Source organism: Amycolatopsis sp. NPDC033938, assembly GCF_055575975.1.
The window spans coordinates 1-22,227 of sequence record NZ_JBVIRO010000002.1 but is presented as its reverse complement, the minus strand read 5'-3'; the positions used below and the strand labels follow the sequence as shown (position 1 = coordinate 22,227).

Sequence of the window (22,227 nt, the reverse complement as noted above, 5' to 3'; positions counted from 1 at the left end):
TGGCCGGCGCTTCGCCTTGGGTTTGTTGTTGGGGGGGGGGGGGGGGGGGGGGGGGTGGGGGTGGGGGCTTTTGGGGTTACCACCCCCAAACCCCCACCCACGACCCACTTGACCGATGCCCGCCCGCAGCTGCCCGGTTTGCGTGCGGCGAACACGCGGTGGCCCAGTGGTTCGAGCGGATGTCCGGCGGCGGGCAGGCCGTCCGCGCGGAGCAGCCCGGCGCGGTCGAGTACGGCGTTCCACTGCGGCAGGGTCAGGAAGCTGGCGCGGTTCTCCGCGCGGTCGTCGGCGGCGTCGGCCATCAGGAACGCCTGTGACGTCAGGATCCAGAACTCTTCGACGGTCGGTTCGGTGAGCAGCAGCCAGCCACCCGGCACGAGGAGTTCGGTCAGCCGGGCGACGGACGCGTCGGTGTCCTGCGCGGCGTTGAGTACCCCACCGCCGATGACGAGATCGAACGACTCCGGCGAGAAGCCCTGCTCCGCGATGGGGACGTCGATGTCGAACCGTCCGAAGTGGACACGCGGGTCACCGCTCAGCCGTTCCTTCGCCTGGTCCAGGAAGTAGGCCGAGACGTCGGTGTACAGGTACTCGACGTCGTCCAGCGCGGGGAGCACGTGGTCGGTGGTGGCACCGGTGCCCGCGCCGACCTCGAGGATCCGCACCCGCCGTCCCGCGGCGATCCCGGCGGCCAGCGCGCTCACCGCGTGGTGCTGGTAGCGGCCGGTCACGTTCTCGCGGTAGAGCGCCGCGGCGAGATCGGTCCGGCCCTGGGGGAACAGGAGGTTGACCGCCTGCTCTTGCCCGGTCAGCAGCTCGGGCAGCTTCCGCGCGTTGGCCATGGCGTAGTCGACGGTGCCCGCCGAGCCGACAGTGTCCAGCCACGCCTGCCGAGCCCGCTGCCAGGCGTTTTCCAGCGCCTCGTCCGAGAATTCGGCCGGGTTCGGCACCGGCAGATGGTCCTCGGTCAGCAGGCCCTCGCCCTTCAGGACGTCGAGCCAGCGTTTGAGCAACCGCCGATGACCAGGGGTGATGGCGAGGATCTCGTCCTCCGGCCGCCCCAGCACCGGGCGGAGCACGTTGAGCATCGACAGCAGCGCCGTCCGCCCGAAATCTTCGACGGCGGCGACGGCCGCGGGAAGATCGACATGCGCCAACGCCCGATCGGCGGCGGCACCGGCCGCGGCGACGTCGACCCGCACTTCCGGTGCCGTATGCCGGACGACCTCGACGCCGAACGTGTCCCGCACGGCATCGGCTTCCTGGTCGGTGAGCCATCCGGTGCTCTCGATCCGACGCAGTCGCGGCAGATCCGCGAGCAGCGCGGCTGGGTGCTCCGGCAGCTCTCGAAGCGTGGACGCGGGCAGGACGGCGTGCTCGGCACCGGTGCGTTCGAGATGCGCGAGCACCTTCGCGGGACTCCACTCGGCCGGGATCTCGTCCGTGGCCACGGCGACGAACAACCGTTGCCCCGCCACTGCGAGGGGAGAATCCGGTTCGGGCAGGACCTTCTCCAGGGTGAACCCGGCCGCCGCGAGTTCGGCCCGCCAACCGGATTCGTCGAGGAACGGCGCGCCCGCACGCCGATCCGCCATCCCCGGCCTGGGCTTTCCCTCGGGCGCGGACAGCAGGAACGCCATGGACGTCAGCAGGGCGTGGTTCTCGCGGCTGGACTCGGTGAACACCAGCTTGCCGCCGGGTTCGAGCACCCCGCGGATCCGGCGCAGAGTCCGGCCGAGATGCGCCGAGTTGTGCAACGCGTTCCCCGCGAACACCGCGGCCGCCGCCGTGACCCCCTGTGTGCCGAAGTCCTGGTCCATGTCGAGTACCGCCGTGGCGAACCCGGCGCGATCGCGGTAGCGCTCGGCCGCGGCGACGGTGAACACCCGCGACACGTCGGTGAACAGGTACTTTCCCTCCACGACCGGAAGAATCGCCGCGGTGGCGAGGCCTTCTCCGCCGCCGAGTTCGAGGACGTCGCCGATACCGCTGAGCGCGTCCGCGGCGGCCGCGTTGAGCTTCCGGGTGAAGACGTTGTCCTGGTAGGCGGCCAGTTCGGCGGCGCCGAACAGGTCGGGCAGCGTCACCCGGTCGGCCACCAGATCCGGCAGCCTGCCCAGCGTCACCCGGTGAAGCGCGGCCATCGCGGGCGGGAAGCCCAGCGCGGCATAGGCTTCCTCGAATTCGGGACCGGGCTCGACGGCTTCGGGCGCCGCGGGTTCGGCCGACAGCGCCGCCCGCCAGCGGTCGGCCAGCCATCCGTGCCGGGGAGCCGGAACGCGTTCGGACAGGGCCGCGGCCATCGCCCGCAAGCTGATCTCCTCGATCACCCGCAAGGCCTTGGGAATGTCTTCGCCGTTCACAGCGCGCCCTCCTCTTCCAGCACGAGACGGCTCAGCGGCAGGTCGAAGACGCGGGTGTCGGCGACGCCCAGTCCGGTCAGACCGTCCACAAGCGACTTCGGGTTCAGGACGTCTCCCGCGAAATACGAACCGGGCGGCACTTCGCCGCGTTCGAGCGCGGACACGGCCAGCGCGACGACGGCACCGGTCACCGCGCCGTTCCCCTTCGCCCGGAACACGGCGGTACGGCCGTCGGCTTCGGCGATCAGCACCACACGCGCTTCGCGTCCGGCGAGATCGAGACGGCTCGCCCGGCACAAGGCCGTCACCGCTTCCTCGCGGCCGAGGCCGTGGACCTGGTCGAAGGCCCGGCCGACGTGTTCGCCCGACAGCACCGTGTACCAGTCGCCACGGGTGACCCGAAGCGTGCGCGCGAGCCGTTCGGACTCCGGCGCGAGGTACGGCAACAGGGTCACCGGCTCCGGGAAGAACGGCAGCGTGACCCCGGCTTCCCGGGTCAGCGCCTTCGACCGTCGTTCGCCACGCCAGGCCGCCAACGCCTCGCCGTGACCGGCGGCGGCCGCGTGCAGGTAGTCCTCGGCGGCCGACCGGCTGAACAGGTCCGACACCCCGAGCCAGACCTTGAGGTCGTGGACTTCGGCGTCACGAGCCAGCCACCTGGGCAGTAGAGCGGTGAGCCCAGGCTGAAGACCCGCGGACAACAACGCTGTACGTCCATTGTGGACACGTACCGGCTCGTCCCCGGACGCGTCGACGTAGTGCGCATCTGCCCGCCGGGCCGCCTCGGCGACGCTGTCGCCGATGGCGTGCGCCGGTCCGGCGCAGTTGACCAGCACCTCGCATCCGGACGCGAACCGGTCCAGCGACGCCGGATCACGGAAGTCCGCTACGGCGGATCCGCCCGCGCGTACCGGGCCGATCCCGAGCCGTTCCAGGAAACCGGCCGCGTGACGGCCGACGTCGCCGGTCGCGCCCACTACCCCGATCACGCGCCGCCCACCAGACGCCAGCCCTGCGCGTCCCGGCGTTCCTGCCAGAAGCTCGTGTACCGGCCGCCTGCCGCCAGGAGTTCTTCGTGCGTCCCGGCTTCGGCGATCGTCCCGCCGTCGAGCACGAGGATCTGGTCGGCCGCCATCACCGTGGGCAGCTTGTGCGCGATGACCAGCAACGTCGATCGGTCCTTCAGCGAGCGCAGCGCGTTCTGGACGAACCGCTCGTTCTCCGGGTCGAGTGCCGCGGTCGCCTCGTCGAGCAGCACGATGGGCGCGTTCTTGAGCAGGGCCCTGGCGATCGAGACCCGCTGGCGTTCACCACCGGACAACGAAGTGCCGCCCTCGCCGACCTTGCTCTGCCAGCCGCCGGGCAGTCGTTCGACGATCTCGTCGACCCCGGCGAGTGTCGCCGCCTCGCGCACATCCTCGTCGGAGGCGTCCGGCCTGCCGAGCCGGATGTTCGCCTCCAGGGTGTCGTCGAACAGGTAGACGTCCTGCATCACCACGGACAACTGCGCCATGAGATCCACAGTGGACAGATCGCGGACGTCCGCGCCGCCGACCGAGACCACACCTTCGTCGACGTCGAAGAACCGCATGACCAGCCGCGTGATGGTGGTCTTGCCCGAACCGGAGGCACCGACGATCGCGGTCATCGTGCCCGGCGGGATCCGCAACGAGACGTCACGCAGCACCGGCTCACCCTGCCGGTAGCCGAAGGTCACCCCACGCAGGGCGACCTCGCCGGGTACCGCGCCCGGCCGTGATTCCGCCGGTTCCGCCAACGGCTTCTCGTCGAAGATCGCGGCGAGGCGGCGCAGATCGTTGGCGGCCATGCGCAGCATCCCGCTCTGCCCGGCGAGTTCGCCGAGCGGACCGGTGAAGCGGGCCGCGAGCGCGAGCAACGCCACCAGCACCACCGGATCGATGGACCCGCTCGCGGCGAGCGACACCCCGATCGCGATCAGCGCGGCGAACGCCAGTTGCGCGGCGAGCCCGCTCGCGAGCAGCCGGGGCGCGGTCCTGGCGAGCATGCCGCCCCACTCCTTGCGCTGCGTTTCGATGGCGTCGTCGAGCGGCGCGTAGCCGTTGGCCGTGCGGCCGAAGGCACGCAACGCCTGCTGGGTGCGGGCGAATTCCACGACCCGGCTGCTGGCCACGCTGCTCGCCGCGTCGGTCCGTTCCTCGGACCGGCCGACCGAGGTCGCCGCCCAGCGGTGGACGACGTACAGCACCGGCGCGCACAGGACGGTGGCCACGGCGAGCCGCCAGTCGAAGAAGAACATCGTGACCGCGACGGTCGCCGGCGTCACGATCCCGGTGGCGACCGGGGTGAGCAGATGCGCGGTGACACTGGTGACCATCAGCGTGCCGCCGGTGGCGCTGCGGGAAAGCCTGCCGACCTTCTCCGAGGAGAACCAGCCGAGCGGGAGGCTGGCGACGTGGTCGCCGAGCCTGGTGTGCAGGCTGGTCAGCGTGACCAAGGACAGGGCGAACCCCTTCATCGCCTGCTGATAGTGCGCGACACAGGCGAGGACGACGATCACCGCCGTCACCAGCAGCCTGCTCCACGCGTCACCGGGTGTGCCGCCCAGCAGCGCCTGGAGCACCGGCACGAGCGAGGCCATCGCGAGCCCTTGCAGCACGGCATACCCGGCCAGCCACGCGAAGTAGACGCGCAGTGAGCGGCGATGCTCCGGCCCCATGATCGCCTGCAGATCCCTGATCATCGGACGCCCTCCTCGGCACCGGCGTGCGCGTGCCACATCCGGGCGTAGCGCCCGTCTTCGGCCAGTAGTTCTTCGTGGGTGCCGGATTCGGCGATCTTCCCGCCGTCGAGCACGGCGATCCGGTCGGCTCCGGCGATGGTGGCCAGCCGGTGCGCGATCACCAGCACCGTGCGGCCGCGGGCGAGGGTGGACAGCGCCTGCTGGATCCGCGCCTCGGATTCCGCGTCGGCGTAGGCGGTCGCCTCGTCGAGTACGAGCACCGGGGTGTCGGCGAGCAGGGCCCGCGCGATCGAGATCCGCTGTGCCTCACCACCGGAGAACACCGCGTCCTCCCCGACCACCGAGTCGTAACCCCGGGGCAGCGCGAGGATCCTGTCGTGGATCCGGGCCGCTTCGGCGGCGGCTTCGACTTCGGTGTCTGTCGCTTGTGGACGGCCGAGCCGCAGGTTGTCGGCGACGGTGCCGTGCAGCAGTTGGACGTCCTGCAGGACGAACCCGACCTTGCGGTACAGCACCTCCGGCGCGATCCTCCGGACGTCGACCCCGCCGAGCCGCACCGCTCCGCCGGTGACGTCGTAGAACCGGGGAACCAGTTTCGCGAGCGTCGACTTCCCCGCGCCCGAACTGCCGACCAACGCGGTCACCGTGCCGGGACGGCAGACCAGGCTGACGTCGGCCAGCACGGTCTCGCCTTCGTTGTAACCGAACGAAACGTGCTCGAACTCGACCAGGTGTCCCTGTGGCTCCTCGGGTTTCTCCGCGACCGGCAACACCGGGGTGTCCAGCAGCGCCGTGATCCGTTCCGCGGCCGCCTCCGCCTTGCGCTGGGCGGTGAACCCGCTGTTGAGGGTGAGCAAAGTGGACGGGATGATCATCGCCACCAAAACTTCGGCGAGGACGTCGACCGGGCTCACCCAGCCCTGTGAGACGAACCAGGTCCCGCCCGCCAGGCTCACCAACGCGATCACCGGCGCCGAAAGCGCGAGCGACGTCAGCGCTTCCAGTTTGAGGATCGGGCGGACCCAGCCGGCGTAACGCTCGCCGTAGTCCACGACGGCCCGCCGGTAACCGCGATGTGCGCGTCCCGCCTGACCGAACGCCTTGACCACGGTGATGCCGTGCACGAACTCGACGATCGCCGCGCTCACCTTCGCGAAACCCGAGTCGAGCTCCCGCATCTTGTCGGCGAATCCACGCATCATCGAGGCGTAGGCGACCAGGTAGATCGGCAACGTGACGATCGCGAGCAGCGCGAGCCGCCAGTCCAGCCAGCACAGGTAGGCGACCCCGCCGAGCGGCAGCACGATCGCGCCGGTCATCTCGACGTCGTGGTGCGCCACGAGGTGGTGCAGCTCCTCGACGTCGTCCTGCGCGGCCTTGCGCACCTGCCCGGAGGTGACGTCGGTGTACCAGCCGAGCGGGACCGCGCCGAGCCGGTCGACCATGCGGCGGCGCAGGAGCGCCTGCAGCCGCGCGTCGGCGACGTGGGTCAGCCCCAGCGCGAGCATGTTCAGCAGCGCTCCCGTGATCAGCGCCGCCACGATGACGACCGCGACCGTGGTGAGCCGCCCGATGTCGGCCGGGCCGTCTTCCAGGAGGACCCGCCCGAATTCGGCGAGCCCGGCGAACGGGACGAGGGTGGTCAGCGAACCGGCGGCGCCGACGAGCACGCCGAGCCTCGTCAGCCCGGCGACGGGCTTCCGCAGTTCCTTCAAGGGGGTCACGCGGTCACTCCCGAGGTGATGGCGGCGCCGAGATGGGCCACGACGACGTCGACGTTCGGCGGTTCGATGACACTGAAGTGGTTGCCTGGCACGTCGAGCACGGTGAACTCGCCGAGGCAGGTCTTCTCCCAGAACGGCGCCGCGAGATGCCCGACCCCGGCGGTGACGCCGAACGACTGCTGTTCGGTGGCCCGCAAGAAGGTCATGTCACCGACGTACGGTTCGGGGTCGTACCTGGCCGCGCGCATGCTGTGACGGCAGACGCGGAACAGCGCGGGGACCAGCTCGGGGTCGACCGGGATCCCGGCCTGTTCCGAAGCCGCTTCGGCGTATTGCGCGAGCCGGGTGTCCTGGTCCAGTTCGTGCCGCCGCCGGACGGCCGCCGCGACCGCTTCCAGGCCGGGGTCGCCGGTGAGCGCGCCCATCGCCCCGGCGGGGACGTTCCGGTCGTGGTCGGTCATGAGCTTCTCGATCGCCCGGTAGACGTCGGCACTGTCCACATCGGATCCGAAGACGGCGGCGACCGGATCGAGGTTGAGGTTCGGGACGAAGATCGCCTCGAACGCCAGCTCCTCCCCGGTTTCGAGGAACATCGGGATGCTGTCGACGAGGGTCAGGTCGTCGACGGGGACCCCGCGTTCCAGCAGCCGCCGGGCGACCTCGGTGGCCAGCAGGCCGCCGAGGCAGTAACCGATCAGCTGGAACCGGGTGTGCCCAGCCGCGAGCAGGCGATCGGCGTAATCGTCGGCGACCCGGCCGATCAGCTGTTTCGGGTCGATCTCGCAGTAGGCCTCCTGATCGGCGACGGCCACCCCGATCACCGGCCCGAGTTCCTGCGCCGCCAAGGCTTTCCCGAGCGACTGGAAGTAGTCGAGGGTGCCGAGCGCCGCGTGGAACAGCACCCGCGCCGGGCCCTCTTCCCCGCCACCGAACGAGATCAGGAGCGCGTTACCCGATCTGTCGGAATCTTCCACAGGTGTGGACAACGGTTGTGCACGCAGGGCTCTGGCCAGCGCGGACACCGTCGGCTCGTTGAGCATCTGACGCAGCAGCGTGTCGTAGGTGAACGGCCCGGCCTCCGGGATCTCCTCACGCAACCGCCCGGCGACCCTGGCGAGCACGAGTGAATCGGCGCCCCGGTCGTAGAAGTTGTCGTCGCGGCCGATCCGCGGCAGCCCGAGCGCCGCCGCCCACAAGGCGGTGAGCCTGCCCTCGAGTTCGTCCGGCGGGCCGTCCTCGGCGGCGAGGTCGTCGTCGGCCAGGGCGGGCCGCCATCCGGCGAGCGTCTTGCGATCCACCTTGCCGTTGCCGGTGAGCGGCAGTTCGTCGACGACCTGGACGTGCGCGGGGACCATCTGCGCGGGAAGGCGTTCGGTGAGGAACGCGGTGAGGTCGTCGGCGGTGATGTGCCGCCGGTCGGCCTTGACGCGGGCCGCGAACAACCGCATTCCCTGCGCGGCTTGCGGATGACCGTCGGCGGGAAGAACGAGGTCGGCGTCGACCAGATCCAGCCAGTCCTCTGTGGACAGAAGCGGGGTCGCGCCGGTGCGGTGGTCGCCACCGGCGGGTTCCATCATGAAGCCCTGGGTCAACAGGATGTGCGGGTGTTCCCCCGTCGGTTCGGTGAACACGAGCCAGCCGCCCGGAGCCAGGAGTTCGGTCGCCGCGGCGACGGCGGAAGCCGGGTCGCGCGTGCTGTTCAGGACTCCCGCGCAGAGGACGACGTCGAACGAGTTCGGCGCGTAGCCCTGCGCCCGGAATTCCTGGTCGAGGTCGAACAGACCGAACCGGGCACGCGGGAACTCCTCCCTGGCCGGGGTGAGGAAGAACGGCGTGAGGTCGGTGAAGAGGTAATCGACGTCGAAGCCTTCGAGCATCGGCAAGACCGCCGACGTCGTCGCGCCGGTACCCGCGCCCGCTTCCAGGATCCGCAGCGGCCGGTCGCTCGCCGCCGCGAGCCGGTTCAGCAGCGCGGCGGCGCCGTGGTTGAGGTAGCGGGTGATCGTGTCGTCACGGTAGATCGCCCGTGCGGTGTCCAGTCTTCCCTCGGGGAACAGCAGCTCGAACGGGTTCTGGTCGCCGTCCAGCAGGGCGTGGATGTGCTCGACGTGGAGTTCGTGATAGCGCACGAACTCAGGCGTCGCCAACCCCTGTTCGACCTGGCGCCAGGCTTCGGCGACCAGTTCGGAACCAGCCTCGGCGACGCGGGTGTAGCGGCCGTCGAAGGCGAGTTTCCCCGCGTCGGCGAGGAGAGCGAGCCAGCGGCGGACCAGCCAGTGGTGCTGTTCGTGGATCCTCGCCGTTTCCAGTACACCGTCGGCGTCCTGCGGATGCTCGAACGCGCCGCGCTCGGTCAGCGCCGTGAGCATGGACAGCAGCGCGGCCTCGTGCAGCTTCGCGACGTGCTCCCCGACTTGGCTCTCGTCGATGCCGGTGACCTGACGGTCGGCGAACTTGCGGACCGTTTCGGCCAGTCGTGGCGGGACTTCGTCCTTTTCGGACCGTCGAGCGGGTTCGGCGAAACCGAGCAGTGCGCGTTCACCGTGCCGCTCGCCGGTGAGCACGACGGCGGCGGCGCCGACGTCCTCGTGCGAAAGCAGCGCGGACTCGACCTCGCCGAGTTCGATCCGATGTCCACGCAGCTTGACCTGATCGTCTTCACGACCCAGGAATTCGATCTCGCCGCCGGGCAGGTACCGGCCGAGGTCGCCGGTGCGATAGAGGCGGACCCCCTCGTGCGTGAAGAATCTCGACGCGGTCAGTTCTTCGTCCCCGAAGTAGCCGAGCGCGAGACCGGCTCCGGTGATGTACAGGTCGCCAGGAGTCCAAACCGGACAGTCTTGATAGGACTCGTCGAGAATACGGAAGCCCTGATTGGCCAGCGGCTTTCCGTACGGAATGCTCGTCCACTCCGGGTCGACCCGGTCGATGGGGTGGTAGATGGACCAGATCGCGGCCTCGGTGGCGCCGCCGAGGCTGACCAGTTCGACGTTCGCCGGCTTCGAGATCTGCTCGGGTAGTGTGACCGGGATCCAGTCGCCGGAAAGCAGCGCCAGTCGCAGGCTCGGGATCGCCAGCGGCTCGGAGTCGAGATAGTTGGCCAGCATCTGCAGCTGGGCGGGCACCGAGTTCCACACCGTGACGCCGTGGTCCGCGACCAGCCGCGCCCAATGCGACGGGTCACCGGGTCGTCCCGCGTCCGGCAGGACGAGACTCGCGCCGACCGAAAGCGCGCCGAAGATGTCGTACACCGAGAGGTCGAACCCGAGCTGCGCGAGTCCGAGCACGCGGTCGTCGCCGGTGATCCCGAATCGGCGGGTGATGTCTTCGATGGTGTTCAGCGCCGCGCGGTGCGTGATCATCACGCCCTTCGGCTCACCGGTCGAACCGGAGGTGTAGATCACGTACGCCAGCGCGTCCGGATCACCCGGTGGCGCGACGGGGATTTCCTCGGCGGGCTGGAGCGTGTCGACGTCGATGACCTCGACGCCGTCCGGCCGGGCGACCCACGATTGGCTGAGCGCCACGCGGACTCCGGCCGAGGCGAGGACCTTTTCCCGGCGCAGCGCGGGTTGCGTCGTGTCCACCGGCAGGTAGGCACCGCCTGCCAGCAGGATGCCGAGCACGGCGGCGATCTGCTCCGGCCCCTTGTCCATCACCACGGCGACACGGCCCAGTTCCTTGCCGCGCAACGCCTCCGCGACCGCTCCCGCCCGGCGGGCGAGTTCGCCGTAGGTCAGGGTCCCGGCCGGGCCGGTGATCGCGATCGCGTCGGGCTCGCGGACGGCACGGGCGAAGAACTCCTCGTGCAGCGACGTCTCGGGCAGCGGTGCCGCGGTGTCGTTCACCGCCGCGCGTTCGGCGACCTGCCACTCCGGCAGCGGAACCGGACCGGTGCCTTCCCAGCCGTCGCCGGTCGCGGCCAGGTCGCGCAGGAGGGTTTCGAACGCGGCGAACATGTCGGCGACCAGACCGTCCGGGAAGATCCCCTGCCGGACGTCCCAGCTGATCGCGATCCCGCCGGCGTCGTCGGTCACCTGGCAGTCGAGGAACACCTGCGGTGTCTGGGTGATGCCGTATCCGGCGGGCCGGTCACTCGAACCGAGACCGATCCCGCTGGTGAACACGACCGGCATCAGCGCGGCCTCGCGACCACGGCGGCGGGCGATCTCCCGGACCACCTCGACCCCGGAGAACAGCCGGTGGTCCAGATCGGTGAACAGCTGCTCGGCCAGTCCGCGGGCACGTTCATGGAACGCCTGTCCTGCCTTGTTTTCCACCGCGAGGAGGGTCACGGAGGTGAAGTCGCCGACGAGCATCCCGACCTGCGGATGCGACGGCCGCCGGTTCAGCAGGGTCAGGTTGAGCCCGAACCGGGGACGGCGTGACCAGCGGCGGAGCACGTCGGTGTAGGCGGCGAGGACCACGTTCGACGGCGTGAGGCCGTACTGTTTCGCCCGTTCGCACAACGCCGTCCAGGTCGAGGCGTCGAGCCGGGTGTGGTGCCGGTCGAACCGGACCGGCCCGGCGCTCTCCCCCGGTTTCCTCGGGAGGTCGGGGGCGGCGGGCAGGTCGTCGACGCGGTCCTGCCAGTACTCGCGATCGCGGCGGTACCGGTCGGTGTCACGCAAGGCCCGCTCGGCCAGCAGGTGGTCGCGGAAGGTGATTTCGAGCGGCGGCAGCTCCGCATCGGGATCGGCGAGGAGCGTGTCGAGCTCCCCGAGCAGGATCCCGGCGCTCGCCCAGTCCGCGATCAGCGAATCCATGGAGATGTGCAGCGTGCCGGGGGTGACGTGCAGATCGAAGAGCGGCCAGCGAGTGGTCTCGTAGACGCGGTGGCCCAGCTCCGCGCGGACCGCGAGCGGGTCCTGCGAGTAGCCGACGCGGAAGCGCGGCACCTCGGGCAGGACGTGCTGGTAGCCGTCGGGCTCGACGACCGCCCGGAGCATGTCGTGCCGCGCGATGAGGACGTTCCACGCGTCCTCGACGCGCTGGTGATCCAGGCCTGGGTAGGCGACTTCGAGGTAGCCGTGACACGCGACTCCGCCGTACCCGAAGGGATCCTGCCTGCCCAGGAGGTACGCGGTCTGGACGTCGGTGAGCGGGAACGGCTCGTGGCGGGCCTCCGCGTCGTGGGTGATGGCCTTCTCGTCGGTTTCGAGGAGCGCGAGGATCGCGGCCTTGTTCGCTTTGAGGGTCGCCTTGTGCGCGTCGGTCAGGACTCCGCGCGGGGCGCGGAACTTCAGCTGCCCGGCCTCGGCCCACAACCGGACGCCCAATGCGCGCAGCTCGTCGATGATCTGCTCGGTCATACCAGCGAAGCTCCTTGTTCGGTTCGGGACGGGTCGGTCAGCAGGCGGGTGATCACGCGGTCCGGATCAGCTCCTTCCGGCACCAGTTCGGCGGTCGGGGCGGTGAGCACGGAACGGCCCGCGTGCAGCACCAGCAGACGGTCCGAAGTGGACACCGCGACACCGGCGTCGTGCGTGATCAGGACGACCGCGAGGCCGAGCCGCGTGCGGAGTTCGTTCAGCAGGGTGAGGACTTCCGCCTGGGTATCGGCGTCGAGTGCGGAGGTGACCTCGTCGCAGATGAGGACTTCCGGTTCCGCGGCCAAGGCTCTGGCCAGCGCGACACGCTGCCGTTGCCCACCGGACAGTTCGCCCGGCAGCCTTTTGTCCATTGTGGAGTCGAGACCGACCGCTTCGAGTAGTTCGGCGACCTTGGTGTCCTGCTCCTCGCGGTACTTGATTCCGCGCAGCAGCCGCATCGGACGGGTGAGCGCGGTCCGGACGGTCTGGCGCGGATGCAGGGCCTCGGCCGGATTCTGGGCCACGAGGGCGATCGCGGCTTTCTGGCGCTTTTCGCGATCGCGGACGTCGGGCTTGAGCGGATCGTCGTGGAGCGTGACGGTTCCGGTGCCGGGGCGGTGGAGGCCGGCGAGGCAGCGGGCGAGGGTGCTCTTACCCGCTCCGGAGACGCCGAGGACGGCGAGGCACTCGCCTCGGCCGACGGTGAGGTCGACGTCGGTGAGGACCGGGGTTCCGCGATATCCCGCGGTGAGCTTTTCGGCCCTCAGGACCTCGATTGAGGCGCCCGCGCGCGCTAGGAAAGGTCCTTTCCTGGCAAATTTTGCAAGGAAAGGACCTTTCATTGCACTCTCGGGACCGGAAACCCGGCCCCCGTCGAGCACCAAGACCCGGTCCACCAGATCCCGCGCCGTCGCCAGATCGTGCGTGACCCACAGCAGCGAGACACCCTCCGCCCGCAACCGTCCGATCTCGGCGAGCACCTCCGCCTTGGCGAGGAGGTCCAGCGCCGTCGTCGGTTCGTCCAGTACCAGCAGCCGGGGTGAGCGTGCCAGCGCGACCGCGAGCGCCACCCGTTGCTGCTGCCCGCCGGAAAGCTGGTGCGGGTATCGGCGCGCGAGGCTCGCGGGCAGCGCGACCCGGTCCAGCAGGGTGTCGACGAACTCGCGTGGCACCCGGCGTCCGGCGGCGCTCCGCAGGATGGACGCGACCCGCGCGTACGGGTTCAGCAGCGAACCCGGGTCCTGCCCCAGGTAGCCGACCGGGCCGGTGACCTCGACCGTCCCCGCGGTCCGCCGGACACCGGGCCGCTGATGCCCGAGCACCGCCAGCGCCAGCGACGTCTTGCCCGCGCCCGACGGCCCGGACAGCGCGACGGCTTCGCCCTCGGCGATCGTCAGCTCGACACCGGCGAGGATCTCGGTGTCCCCCGCCGACAACCGGAGACCGGAGACGCGTACCAGGCTCATGTGAGTCGCTCCGCGGTCCGGTTGGCGGCCACGGCCAGGATCGCGATCCCGGCGACCGGGACGAGCAGCGCCCACGGTTGCAGCGCGGCGCCGGGCAGGGCCTCCACGATGAGCAATCCCCAATCCGAGTCCGAAGTGCTGAGGCCGAGGAAACCCGCCGCCGCGACGAGGTAGACGGCCGTGACGAACCGGACGCCGAGGTCGGCGGCCAGCGGACCCGCCACCAGCGGCAGGATTTCGCGGCCCAGCAACCAGGTCCACCGCTCGCCCCTGGCGATCGCGGCTTCGACGTGCGCCCGGCCGCGGACCTGTTCGGCGGCCGCCCGCGCGACCCTTGCCGACAGCGGGATGCTCGCCAGCGCGACCGCGAGGATCAGCCCGGCGCGGTTCGGCACGGCGGTCAGCACCAGCAGCGACAGCAGGATCGGCGGGACGGCGGCGAGGGTGTCGAGCGGCCGCGTGAGCACCGGCTCGACCCAGCGGCGGCGGGCCAGCGCGGTGAACAGGCCGATCGCGGCGCCCAGGCCCGCGCCCGCGAACGCGGACACGAAACTCGTCAGCAGGAGGGGCCTGCCGCCGTGGAGCACGCGGGAGAGCACGTCACGGCCGAGGTGGTCGGTGCCGAAGAGCCCACCGGTGCCCGGCGGCGAGTAGGGCGGGGCGACCGGCGCGGTCGCGGAATGCGGGGCCAGCTCCGGTCCGAAAAGGACGATCGCGAGCAGCAGGATCCCCGCCGCGAGGAGGACACGACGGATCATCGCGCGCCTCCCGTCCGCAGGCGAGGCGTCAGCAGGACGACGGCGACGTCGGCGAGCAGCAACGCCAGCAGCATCAGCGCGCCCAGGACGAGCACGACGGCCTGCACCACCGGCAGGTCCCCGGTCTGCACCGAGGACACCAGCAGCTCGCCGATCCCCGGGTACCCGAAGACCTTCTCCACCAGCACGGCCCCGCCGACGAGCGCGACACCGGTGACGAGCCAGACCTGGACCGCGACCGGCAGCACCGCCGGGACGACGAGCCGCCTGGCCAGCACCGGCCAGCGCACCCCGTTGAGCCGTAGGAACTCCGCCTGTGGACCCGCAAGCGTTTGCGCCGCCGCACCGCGGATGACGCGGACCGCGTAGGCGGATCCGGCCAGCACCAGACTCGCCACCGGAAGCACGAGCACTTCGGGATACGCGAGCGGGCTCGCGCCGGCGGGCAGCAGGGACACCGCCGGGAACCACCGCAGTGTCACCGCGAACAGCAGCACCAGCCCGCCCGCCACGACGAACTCCGGAACGGACACCATCAGCAGCGCTCCCGCCGAGATCGTCTTGTCCGCGACCCGGCCGCGTCGCCAAGCCGCCCACACCCCGAGTCCCAGCGACAGCGGCGCCAGCAGCAGGACGGCCAGCCCGGCGAGCAACGCGGAGTTGCCGACGCGGTCCGAAAGCAGCTCGGTCACCGGCCTGCCGTTCGTCGACACACCGAGATTTCCGCTGAACAGGCCCGAGACCCACTCGGCGTACCGCACCGGCAGCGGCCGGTCGAGGCCGAGCTGGGCGCGTAGTGCGGCGGCCTGCTCCGGGGTCGCGGAGATCCCGAGCCTGCTCGTGACCGGGTCGCCGGGCAGGAGATCCACCCCGGCGAACACCAGGATCGACAACGCCGCCAGCATGCCGAGCCGGGTCAGGAGCTTGCGCGCGAAACTGCTCACGCCATACCGGCCTTCCCCAGGTACGGGTACTTGGCCTGGTCCCGCACGGTGATGCCGGCGACGGACTTCCGTGCGAGGCTCAGCACGTCCGCCTGTCCCCAGACGACCGTGTTGCCGCGGTCGTACATCACGTCCTGCACCTCGGCCCATGCCTTGGCGCGCGTGCCCTCGTCCGTACTGGCGATCCCCGTGCCGAACGCCGCCTTGAACCGCTCGTCGGGGAACGCCAGGCCGGGGAACCCGGCGAGCCTGCCGTACATCACCGCGAGCGGGACGGCGCCGCTGGAGAACGCGACACCGTGCGCGGCGGCCACCGCCTCGGGCCGGAAGAACTCGGCCGGGCCGACGATCTGCGGCTTCACCACGAGACCGATCGCCTTCAGCTGCTCGGCGAGCAGCTGGGTGGAGGCGTTGTAGCCGATCTCGTATTCCGCCGTCCGGATGGTCACCTCCGCGCCCTCGGCCCCGGCCTCGCGCACGAGCGCGCGTGCCTTGTCGAGGTCACGGGCGAGCGGTTCCTTGGCGGCGAAGTACTTCGCGCCCGCGCAGAGCAGGTCGTTGCCCACCGCTCCGTAGCCGAGCAGGATGGTGTCGACCAGCGCCTGCCGGTCGATCCCCAGCCGGACCGCCTTGCGGACGCGGGGATCGTCGAACGGCTTGAGCGTGGGGTTGAGCACGAACCCGAAAGCGGTGCGGTGATCGTCCCCGGCCGTGCGGATCTCGAGCTCGGCGCTCGCGACACCGGTTTTGGCCGTGGTGAACGGGATGTCCCCGGCGAAGTCGGCCTGGCCGGTGACGACGGTGTTCACCTTGGCCTGCGGGTCGGTGAGGCTGAGCAGCACCAGTTCGTCCGCCGGTGCGGCACCGCCCCAGTAGCCGTCGAACCTGGCGAGACGGGCTTCCCGGCCCGCCTCGAACGCCGTCACGCGATAGGCGCCGGTGCCGACGGTGGTGGCCGCGGTGAACGACGTCGCGCCGTCCTTGACGATCTTCGCCGGGAAGGCGGCCAGGAACAGCGCCGGGTCACCGAGTGCCTGTTTGGTGGGCACTTCCAGAGTCAATGGATCCCGCACCCGCACCGCCACCGAGTCCACAAAGGACCCCAGTTGACTCGGGTAGGCCCGCTCCGGCGCGGACATGTACCGGAAGCTGTAGGCGACGTCCTGCGCGGTGAACGGCGCCCCGTCGTGCCAGCGGACTCCCTCCCGCAGCCGCAGCACGAACGAACGGCCGTCCGGCGCGGGTTCGGCCGCCAGCGCGAGCCCTGGTACGACCTCGGCCTTGTCCAAAGTGAACAGTGAGTCGAAGAGGACGTCGTGACGGACGAAGTCGATCGGTGATCCGCCGGTATAGGGGTCGAGGCTCTCCCCCGCGCCACCACCGGTGAACACGGCCTTCAGCACTCCGCCACGCCTGGCGGCCGAGGTACCGGCTCCGGCGACCGGCGCGGTTACCGGTCCGGAAGCACCACAGGCGGCCAGCAGGAATCCGGCTCCGGCGACTCCGGCCGTCCGGAACAGGTCGCGGCGGGTGAAGGACATGGTCGTACTCCTGTGTTTCTCGGGGTGGATCAGTGGATTTCGGCGCCGTGCAGCAAAGCGGGGTCGAGCGGACCGGACAGGCCTTCGAGCTCGACCGCGCGGACCCGCGTGGTGGCGGCCTCGGTGACGGCGAACGCCGGGTCGCCGCCGGTGATCCGGTCGAAGGCGGGACGGTCGGCCGCGGCGACGTCGATCACGACGGTGCGCAGGCTTTTCGCGCCGTTCGGATGGTCGACCTTCGGCGGATACTGCGGCGGGTCATAGGGACTCACCAGGAACGGAAGCCGAGACGCGCGGGGGTAGGCGAACTGGAACCGGGTCTGTTCGCCGTCCGGTTTGGTGCGGGTCCAGCGCACCGCGCGGCCCGTCGGGACCCCCGCCGCCCGCAACGTCTTCAGCGGGCCGGCGAGGTCCGGCTCGTCGATCAGCACGGCGACGTCGCAGAATCCCTCGTTCGCCAGTGCCCAGCGGGTCATCCGCACCCCGGAGCCGCGACCGAAGGCGAACTCGATCGGCCACTTCAGCCGATGCGCGCCCGGTGGTGTGGTGAGCAGTTCGATGATCGGCCCGTCTTCGAACCAGATGTGCGCGTGTTTGGCCTTCTCCTCCGCGCTGGCGTAGTCGACGACGAACCCCAGGTCACGGAAATCGCGCACGGCCTGATGCAGGTCGTCGACCTTCAGCAGGACATGACTGCAGCGGGCCATCGTCACTCCTTTGTGGACAAAGCGGTCAGTGGGATCTCGGCCGGGACACCGGGAGCGATCAACTCGGGCAGCCCGATCGCCGTGGTGAGGTCACGCCAGGCCGTCGAGACCCCGAGCGCCCATTGCCCGGCCGCGGCGCGGCGCGACGGTTCGTCGATGTCCCGGCACAGTTCCCGCAGGCTCTCGGCGACCGCGTCCGGCCAGAGATCGGCGAAGACGTCGTGGTAGGTACCGGGTTCCTCGTCGCCCAGCGGCACGGTGGTCGTGACACCGAGACGTTCGGTCCCGGGCCCGGCCATCACCAGCCGTCCGGTCTCGTCGCGTCCGGCGTGCAACCTCGGATTCCACAGCACGGGTCCGTGAGTGTCGGCGAGAGTGAGCACGCCGCCTTCGACACCGAGCGAGATCCGGTGCAACAGGAAGGAGTGGTTGTCCGCGTCGTCCGGATCGACCTGGTTCTGCACACGCAGGGTCACCGGGATCCCGCCGACGACGGCGTGCAGGGTCTGGAACGGTTGCGGCGCGGCGAGATCGGCGAACGGGAACGGCTGGACCGCGCCGAAGGCCCATGGCCGCAACCCGCCAACGGCCCGGCCGAGGACGTCGAGCAACGGATAAGCGACCTGACTGTTGCAGGCGGCGTCGACGAAGGCGATCTCCTGCCGCTCGCGCAACGCCCGCGCCGCGGCCAGGAACCGCCGCACCGGCCGCAACCGTGGATACAGGGTGTTGACCGAATACGCGGCACCAGCGGCGCGGGCCGCCCGCAGACAGTCGGCGATCTCCTCGGCGTGCACCGGATGTTCCTGCAGCACCGGGATTCCCCGGCGCAGAAAGGTCTGCGCCAGTTCGGCTCCATCGCCACCCAGCGCTCCCGAGCGGACGACGACGCAGACGATGTCGACGTCGGGGACCTCCTCCGGCGAGGTGTACAGCGGAACCCCGTACCGGCGCGCGCATTCGGCGGAGTAAGCGCTCCCGCTCGCGAGAATGCCCGCCAGCTCGAAGGATTCCGGATCCGACCGGACGGCGTCGAGATAGATCCTCCCGAACGCGGTGCCCGCCACCACGACCTTGCGGCGGGTCACGCGAGGGCCGCCGGGGCGAGCGCGGGCACCAGGAATCGTGAGACACTGCGCAGTTTCTCGCGAGTTTCTTCGAGTTCCCTGTCCGGAGTGGACTGTGCGACGATGCCCGCCCCGGCCCGCAGCCAGGTCCGGCCCTCGTGCCGGAACACGCTGCGCAGCACCAAGGCCGCGTCGAGGGAACCGTCGGCGTCGGCGGTCAGGACGGCACCGCTGTAGAGGCCGCGCGGTTCGGCTTCCAGACGGCCGATGGCTTCGCACGCCGCCGCCTTCGGGATCCCGGAGGCGGTGACCGCCGGGAACAACGCGGTCAGTGCGTCCCAGGCGGTCCTGCCCGCGGCCAGGTCGCCTGCCACGTCCGAGCCGAGATGCTGGACACTGCCGCGCTCGCGGACCGACATGAATTCGCTGACCCGCACCGAATCCGGGCTGCACACCTGGTCCAGTTCGGCCGCGGCCAGCCGGACCGAGATGGCGTGTTCGAAGACTTCCTTGGCGTCTCGGTACAGCTCCTCACGACGGGCGACGTCGAGCGCGTCGCCGTCGAGTGCCCTGGTCCCGGCCAGCGGCTGGGTTCTCGCCCTCCCGTCCGCGGTCACGTGCGCGACGATCTCCGGGCTGAACCCCGCCGCCTCCCAGCCACCGAGCCGCAGCAGGTAGGACCGCGCGGGATCGTTGCCGCGCCGTCCCGCGAGATACGTGGCCGCGAGGTCGAGTTCGCCGTCGACCGGGACCACCCGGGACAGGATGACCTTGTCGAATTCGCCAGCGCGGATGTCGCTCACCGCGGTGGCGACCATGGCGCGGTACGCGGCCGCGTCGTGGTCGAGGTCGACCGCGACACGATCGCTCTCCATCGTTTCCGGAGCGGTGGCGACGGCGAGTCGTTCCGCGAGTTCGTCCACTTCGGACTCGGTGGCCGCGCGGAGCAGCGCGCTCGTGCCGTCCAGCCGGATCTCCTTGCGAGGGATCATGAGGCAGGCCAACGGCCCCGTGGCCGAAGCGGTGTCGTGCAAGGCGTGCGCCAGTTCGAAACCCGCCCAGCCGTAGGCCCGCCAGTCCGCGATCCCGGCCGCGGCGAGCGCGTCGCCCACGACGTCGAGCGGCTTTCCGGCGAACCCGGTTTCGCGGCCGTCGGTGATCAGCCGAGCTCCGCCGGCGTGGACTTCGACCCTCGCCCACGCGTCCTCGGCCCAGGAAACCTTCCCTCGGTTCTCATAGCCGACCTGGGCGCCGGACCGGTCACGGGCCAGCGCGGCGAGCGTGGTGACGGCATCGGCGGCGAGCGGGATCCGCCGCTCGGCATAGCGGTATCGCGACAACACGGAAACTCCTTGTCAGAAAACGAGGTCAGACGGCCGCGGGAGTGGTGCAGGCCTCGACCAGGAGAGCGAGCACGGCCTTCTCCTGCGGTATCAGGTAGAAGTGGCCGCCGGGCAGCACATGCGCGGAGAACCCGGTGACGGCGTGCTCGGCCCAGCGTCCGGCGCGGCGGAGGTCGACCTCCGTGTCCTCGTCTCCGACGATCACGGTGAGCGGGCAGGACGGCTCACGTCCGGGGAGCCGCCGGTAGTTCTCGGCGAGCCGGAAGTCGGCGCGGATCGCGGGCAGGAACACCGACCGCGCGTCCTCACTCGCCAGCAGTCCGGGTTCGGTTCCGCCGAGCCGGACCAGTTCATCGACCAGCTCGTCGTCGGACAAAAGATGTTTCGTGCCGCCGGGCTCGTCGCCGGGCGCGCGGCGGCCGGAGACGATCAGCCGCGCAGGCGGCGCGTCACGGCGGGTGAGCTCCCTGGCCACCTCGTAAGCGACGAGCGCGCCAAGACTGTGTCCGAAAAGGACGGTCGGCCGATCGGCCAGTGGTTCGAGCTCGTTGGCGATCTCGGTGACCATCGCCGGCATCGACGTCAACGGCGGTTCGGTCATCCTGTCCGCGCGACCCGGGTACCGCACGGCGGCGACGTCGATCTCCGCCGGAAGCTTCGTGCTCCACGGCGCGAAGAAAGCGGCGGAACCGCCGGCGTGCGGGAAGCACACCAAACGCGCTCCAGCCCGCGGCCGCGGTCTCCACCGGTGCAGCCAGACGTCACCCGTTCTCGCGTCCACTCCCCCAGACATCGTGCTCCTCCCATACCCGCGGTGACCGCTTCCCCTCAACCCCATCCCACGTTAGAGTAACGATAACGGTTTTCATAGTCGAATGGGTGAAGTATGTCAGTGATCTGCGACGCGATTAGTTAAGGTAGCCTTACCTAACTAGAAGGGGGAGTCCGTGCGCAAGACCATGGCGCCACTGCTGCTCGCGGTGTTGGTGGTTTTTTCGGCACAGCAACTGATCACACCGATCCTGGCGCCGCTCTCGCGGCGGCTGGATCTCACGGAAAGCCAGCTGGGGCTGGTCATCACCACGGCGGCGATCGCGTTGACCATCGCCAGCACGCTCTGGGGACGGGCGCTGGACCGCGTCGGCGTCCGGAAGGTGCTGCTCGCCGGACTGGTGCTGGCCACCCTCGGGCTGACCGGTTTCGCCGTGGCTTCGGCACTCGGCCTCGCGGAGGTCCTGTCGTCGTCCTCGGTGCTCGCCGTGATGCTCGCGACCCGCAGCCTGTTGTTCGGAGCGGGAATCGCGGCGCTTCCGGTCGCGGCACTCGCCGCCGCCAGCGCGGCGACGTCCAACGAGGCGGACCGGACCAAGGCCGTCGGTCTCGTCGGCGCGGTACAAGGGATCTCGCTCGTCCTCGGACCGGCCTTGGGCGGTGCGCTCGCCGTCGTCTCGCTGACGCTGCCGCTCTATCTGGCCCCGGCGCTGACCGCGTTGCTCGCGATCTGGGTGTTCGCGACGGCCAGCCGGACACCGCACGTCCGCCCCGACGGGCCACGCGCGGCCGGGGTGAAACCGTGGGAGGCCCGGCTCTGGCCGTTCTTCGCGATCGGCTTCCTGCTCTACCTGTCGCTGGGGCTGGTCCAGGTGATCACCGGCTTCCTCATCGCCGACCGGCTGCATCTCGCCGCGGAGGAGACCGCGGGCTCGGTCGGTGTCGCGCTGTTCGCGGCGGGTCTGGTCCTCGTGGCCGTGCAGGGCGCCGTGGTCCCGAAGCTCGCCTGGCCCGCCGTCCGGCTGATGCGGGTCGGCGCGCCGATCGCCGTCGCCGGGTTCGTCCTGCTCGCGCTCGCCGGTCAGCTGTGGTCGATCACCGCGGCGTTCGCCGTCCTCTCGCTCGGCCTCGGCCTGGCACTGCCCGGTTTCGCCGCCGCGCCGACGCTGATGGTCGGGCCGGAACAGCAGGGTTCGGTGGCCGGCCTGGTCAACGCCACGACCGGGGCGACGTTCATCGTGGGACCGCTGCTGGGCACCGCGCTCTACGAGGCCGACCCGGCGGTGCCGATCTTCGCCGCCGCCGGTGCCGCCGCGGGCGCGCTGCTGCTGGCGGTGTTCTCACCGGCGGCGCGGCGGTTGGGGACGCGGGCGACCGAAGAGGCGGAAGCGACCCCGGCCGGCTGACAGCGGTCGTGCCCAAGGGGCGGACGGAAGGCCCCCAACGACCCCCCCGGTACCCAGGTAACCCGCCCCGGCCGGACAACCCGCGCGTCAATACAAAACAAAC

14 protein-coding genes are annotated in these 22,227 nt (G+C 70.6%); 1 reads left to right on the top strand and 13 read right to left on the bottom strand.

Features of this window, described 5'->3' with window-relative positions:
- The 13 genes from ACZ5ZX_RS06895 to ACZ5ZX_RS06835 form a co-directional block, all read right to left on the bottom strand.
- On the bottom strand, positions 1 to 2,363 hold a 2,363-nt coding region (locus ACZ5ZX_RS06895), incomplete at its 3' end, for a class I SAM-dependent methyltransferase (protein WP_465501078.1).
- Positions 2,360 to 3,352: a hypothetical protein gene (locus ACZ5ZX_RS06890; RefSeq protein WP_465501077.1), complete on the bottom strand. Its 993-nt coding sequence runs from the start codon at positions 3,350 to 3,352 to the stop codon at positions 2,360 to 2,362. The genes ACZ5ZX_RS06890 and ACZ5ZX_RS06895, both read right to left, overlap by 4 nt.
- Positions 3,349 to 5,085 carry an ABC transporter ATP-binding protein gene (locus ACZ5ZX_RS06885; RefSeq protein WP_465501076.1) on the bottom strand — a complete coding sequence of 579 codons (1,737 nt, stop codon included), beginning with the start codon at positions 5,083 to 5,085 and terminating at the stop codon, positions 3,349 to 3,351. The genes ACZ5ZX_RS06890 and ACZ5ZX_RS06885 overlap by 4 nt, the downstream gene beginning before the upstream one ends.
- On the bottom strand, positions 5,082 to 6,809 hold the full coding sequence (locus tag ACZ5ZX_RS06880) for an ABC transporter ATP-binding protein (RefSeq protein ID WP_465501075.1): 1,728 nt from the start codon (positions 6,807 to 6,809) through the stop codon (positions 5,082 to 5,084). The genes ACZ5ZX_RS06885 and ACZ5ZX_RS06880 overlap by 4 nt, the downstream gene beginning before the upstream one ends.
- Entirely contained in the window at positions 6,806 to 12,121 is a 5,316-nt protein-coding gene (locus ACZ5ZX_RS06875) for a non-ribosomal peptide synthetase (RefSeq protein ID WP_465501074.1), read from the bottom strand. Before ACZ5ZX_RS06875 ends, ACZ5ZX_RS06880 begins: the two co-directional genes overlap by 4 nt.
- Positions 12,118 to 13,587: an ABC transporter ATP-binding protein gene (locus tag ACZ5ZX_RS06870; RefSeq protein WP_465501073.1), complete on the bottom strand. Its 1,470-nt coding sequence runs from the start codon at positions 13,585 to 13,587 to the stop codon at positions 12,118 to 12,120. The genes ACZ5ZX_RS06875 and ACZ5ZX_RS06870 overlap by 4 nt, the downstream gene beginning before the upstream one ends.
- The gene (locus ACZ5ZX_RS06865) at positions 13,584 to 14,345 is read right to left on the bottom strand and encodes an ABC transporter permease (RefSeq protein WP_465501072.1); all 762 of its coding nucleotides are present in this window, start codon (positions 14,343 to 14,345) and stop codon (positions 13,584 to 13,586) included. The genes ACZ5ZX_RS06870 and ACZ5ZX_RS06865 overlap by 4 nt, the downstream gene beginning before the upstream one ends.
- On the bottom strand, positions 14,342 to 15,289 hold the full coding sequence (locus ACZ5ZX_RS06860) for an ABC transporter permease (RefSeq protein ID WP_465501071.1): 948 nt from the start codon (positions 15,287 to 15,289) through the stop codon (positions 14,342 to 14,344). The genes ACZ5ZX_RS06865 and ACZ5ZX_RS06860 overlap by 4 nt, the downstream gene beginning before the upstream one ends.
- Positions 15,286 to 16,830 (bottom strand): ABC transporter substrate-binding protein, encoded by a 1,545-nt coding sequence (locus ACZ5ZX_RS06855; RefSeq protein ID WP_465501070.1) that lies wholly within the window; start codon positions 16,828 to 16,830, stop codon positions 15,286 to 15,288. Before ACZ5ZX_RS06855 ends, ACZ5ZX_RS06860 begins: the two co-directional genes overlap by 4 nt.
- A gap of 29 nt (positions 16,831 to 16,859) precedes the next feature.
- Positions 16,860 to 17,537, bottom strand: coding sequence for a VOC family protein (locus ACZ5ZX_RS06850; RefSeq protein ID WP_465501069.1), 678 nt, complete (start codon positions 17,535 to 17,537; stop codon positions 16,860 to 16,862).
- 2 nt (positions 17,538 to 17,539) lie between these two features.
- On the bottom strand, positions 17,540 to 18,625 hold the full coding sequence (locus tag ACZ5ZX_RS06845) for a Gfo/Idh/MocA family oxidoreductase (protein ID WP_465501068.1): 1,086 nt from the start codon (positions 18,623 to 18,625) through the stop codon (positions 17,540 to 17,542).
- On the bottom strand, positions 18,622 to 19,947 hold the full coding sequence (locus tag ACZ5ZX_RS06840) for a salicylate synthase (protein WP_465501067.1): 1,326 nt from the start codon (positions 19,945 to 19,947) through the stop codon (positions 18,622 to 18,624). The genes ACZ5ZX_RS06845 and ACZ5ZX_RS06840 overlap by 4 nt, the downstream gene beginning before the upstream one ends.
- A gap of 25 nt (positions 19,948 to 19,972) precedes the next feature.
- On the bottom strand, positions 19,973 to 20,740 hold the full coding sequence (locus ACZ5ZX_RS06835) for a thioesterase II family protein (RefSeq protein ID WP_465501066.1): 768 nt from the start codon (positions 20,738 to 20,740) through the stop codon (positions 19,973 to 19,975).
- A 154-nt stretch (positions 20,741 to 20,894) separates the two neighbouring features.
- Between ACZ5ZX_RS06835 and ACZ5ZX_RS06830 the strand changes: the two genes are divergently transcribed.
- The gene (locus tag ACZ5ZX_RS06830) at positions 20,895 to 22,124 is read left to right on the top strand and encodes an MFS transporter (protein WP_465501065.1); all 1,230 of its coding nucleotides are present in this window, start codon (positions 20,895 to 20,897) and stop codon (positions 22,122 to 22,124) included.
- Positions 22,125 to 22,227 lie beyond the last annotated feature (103 nt).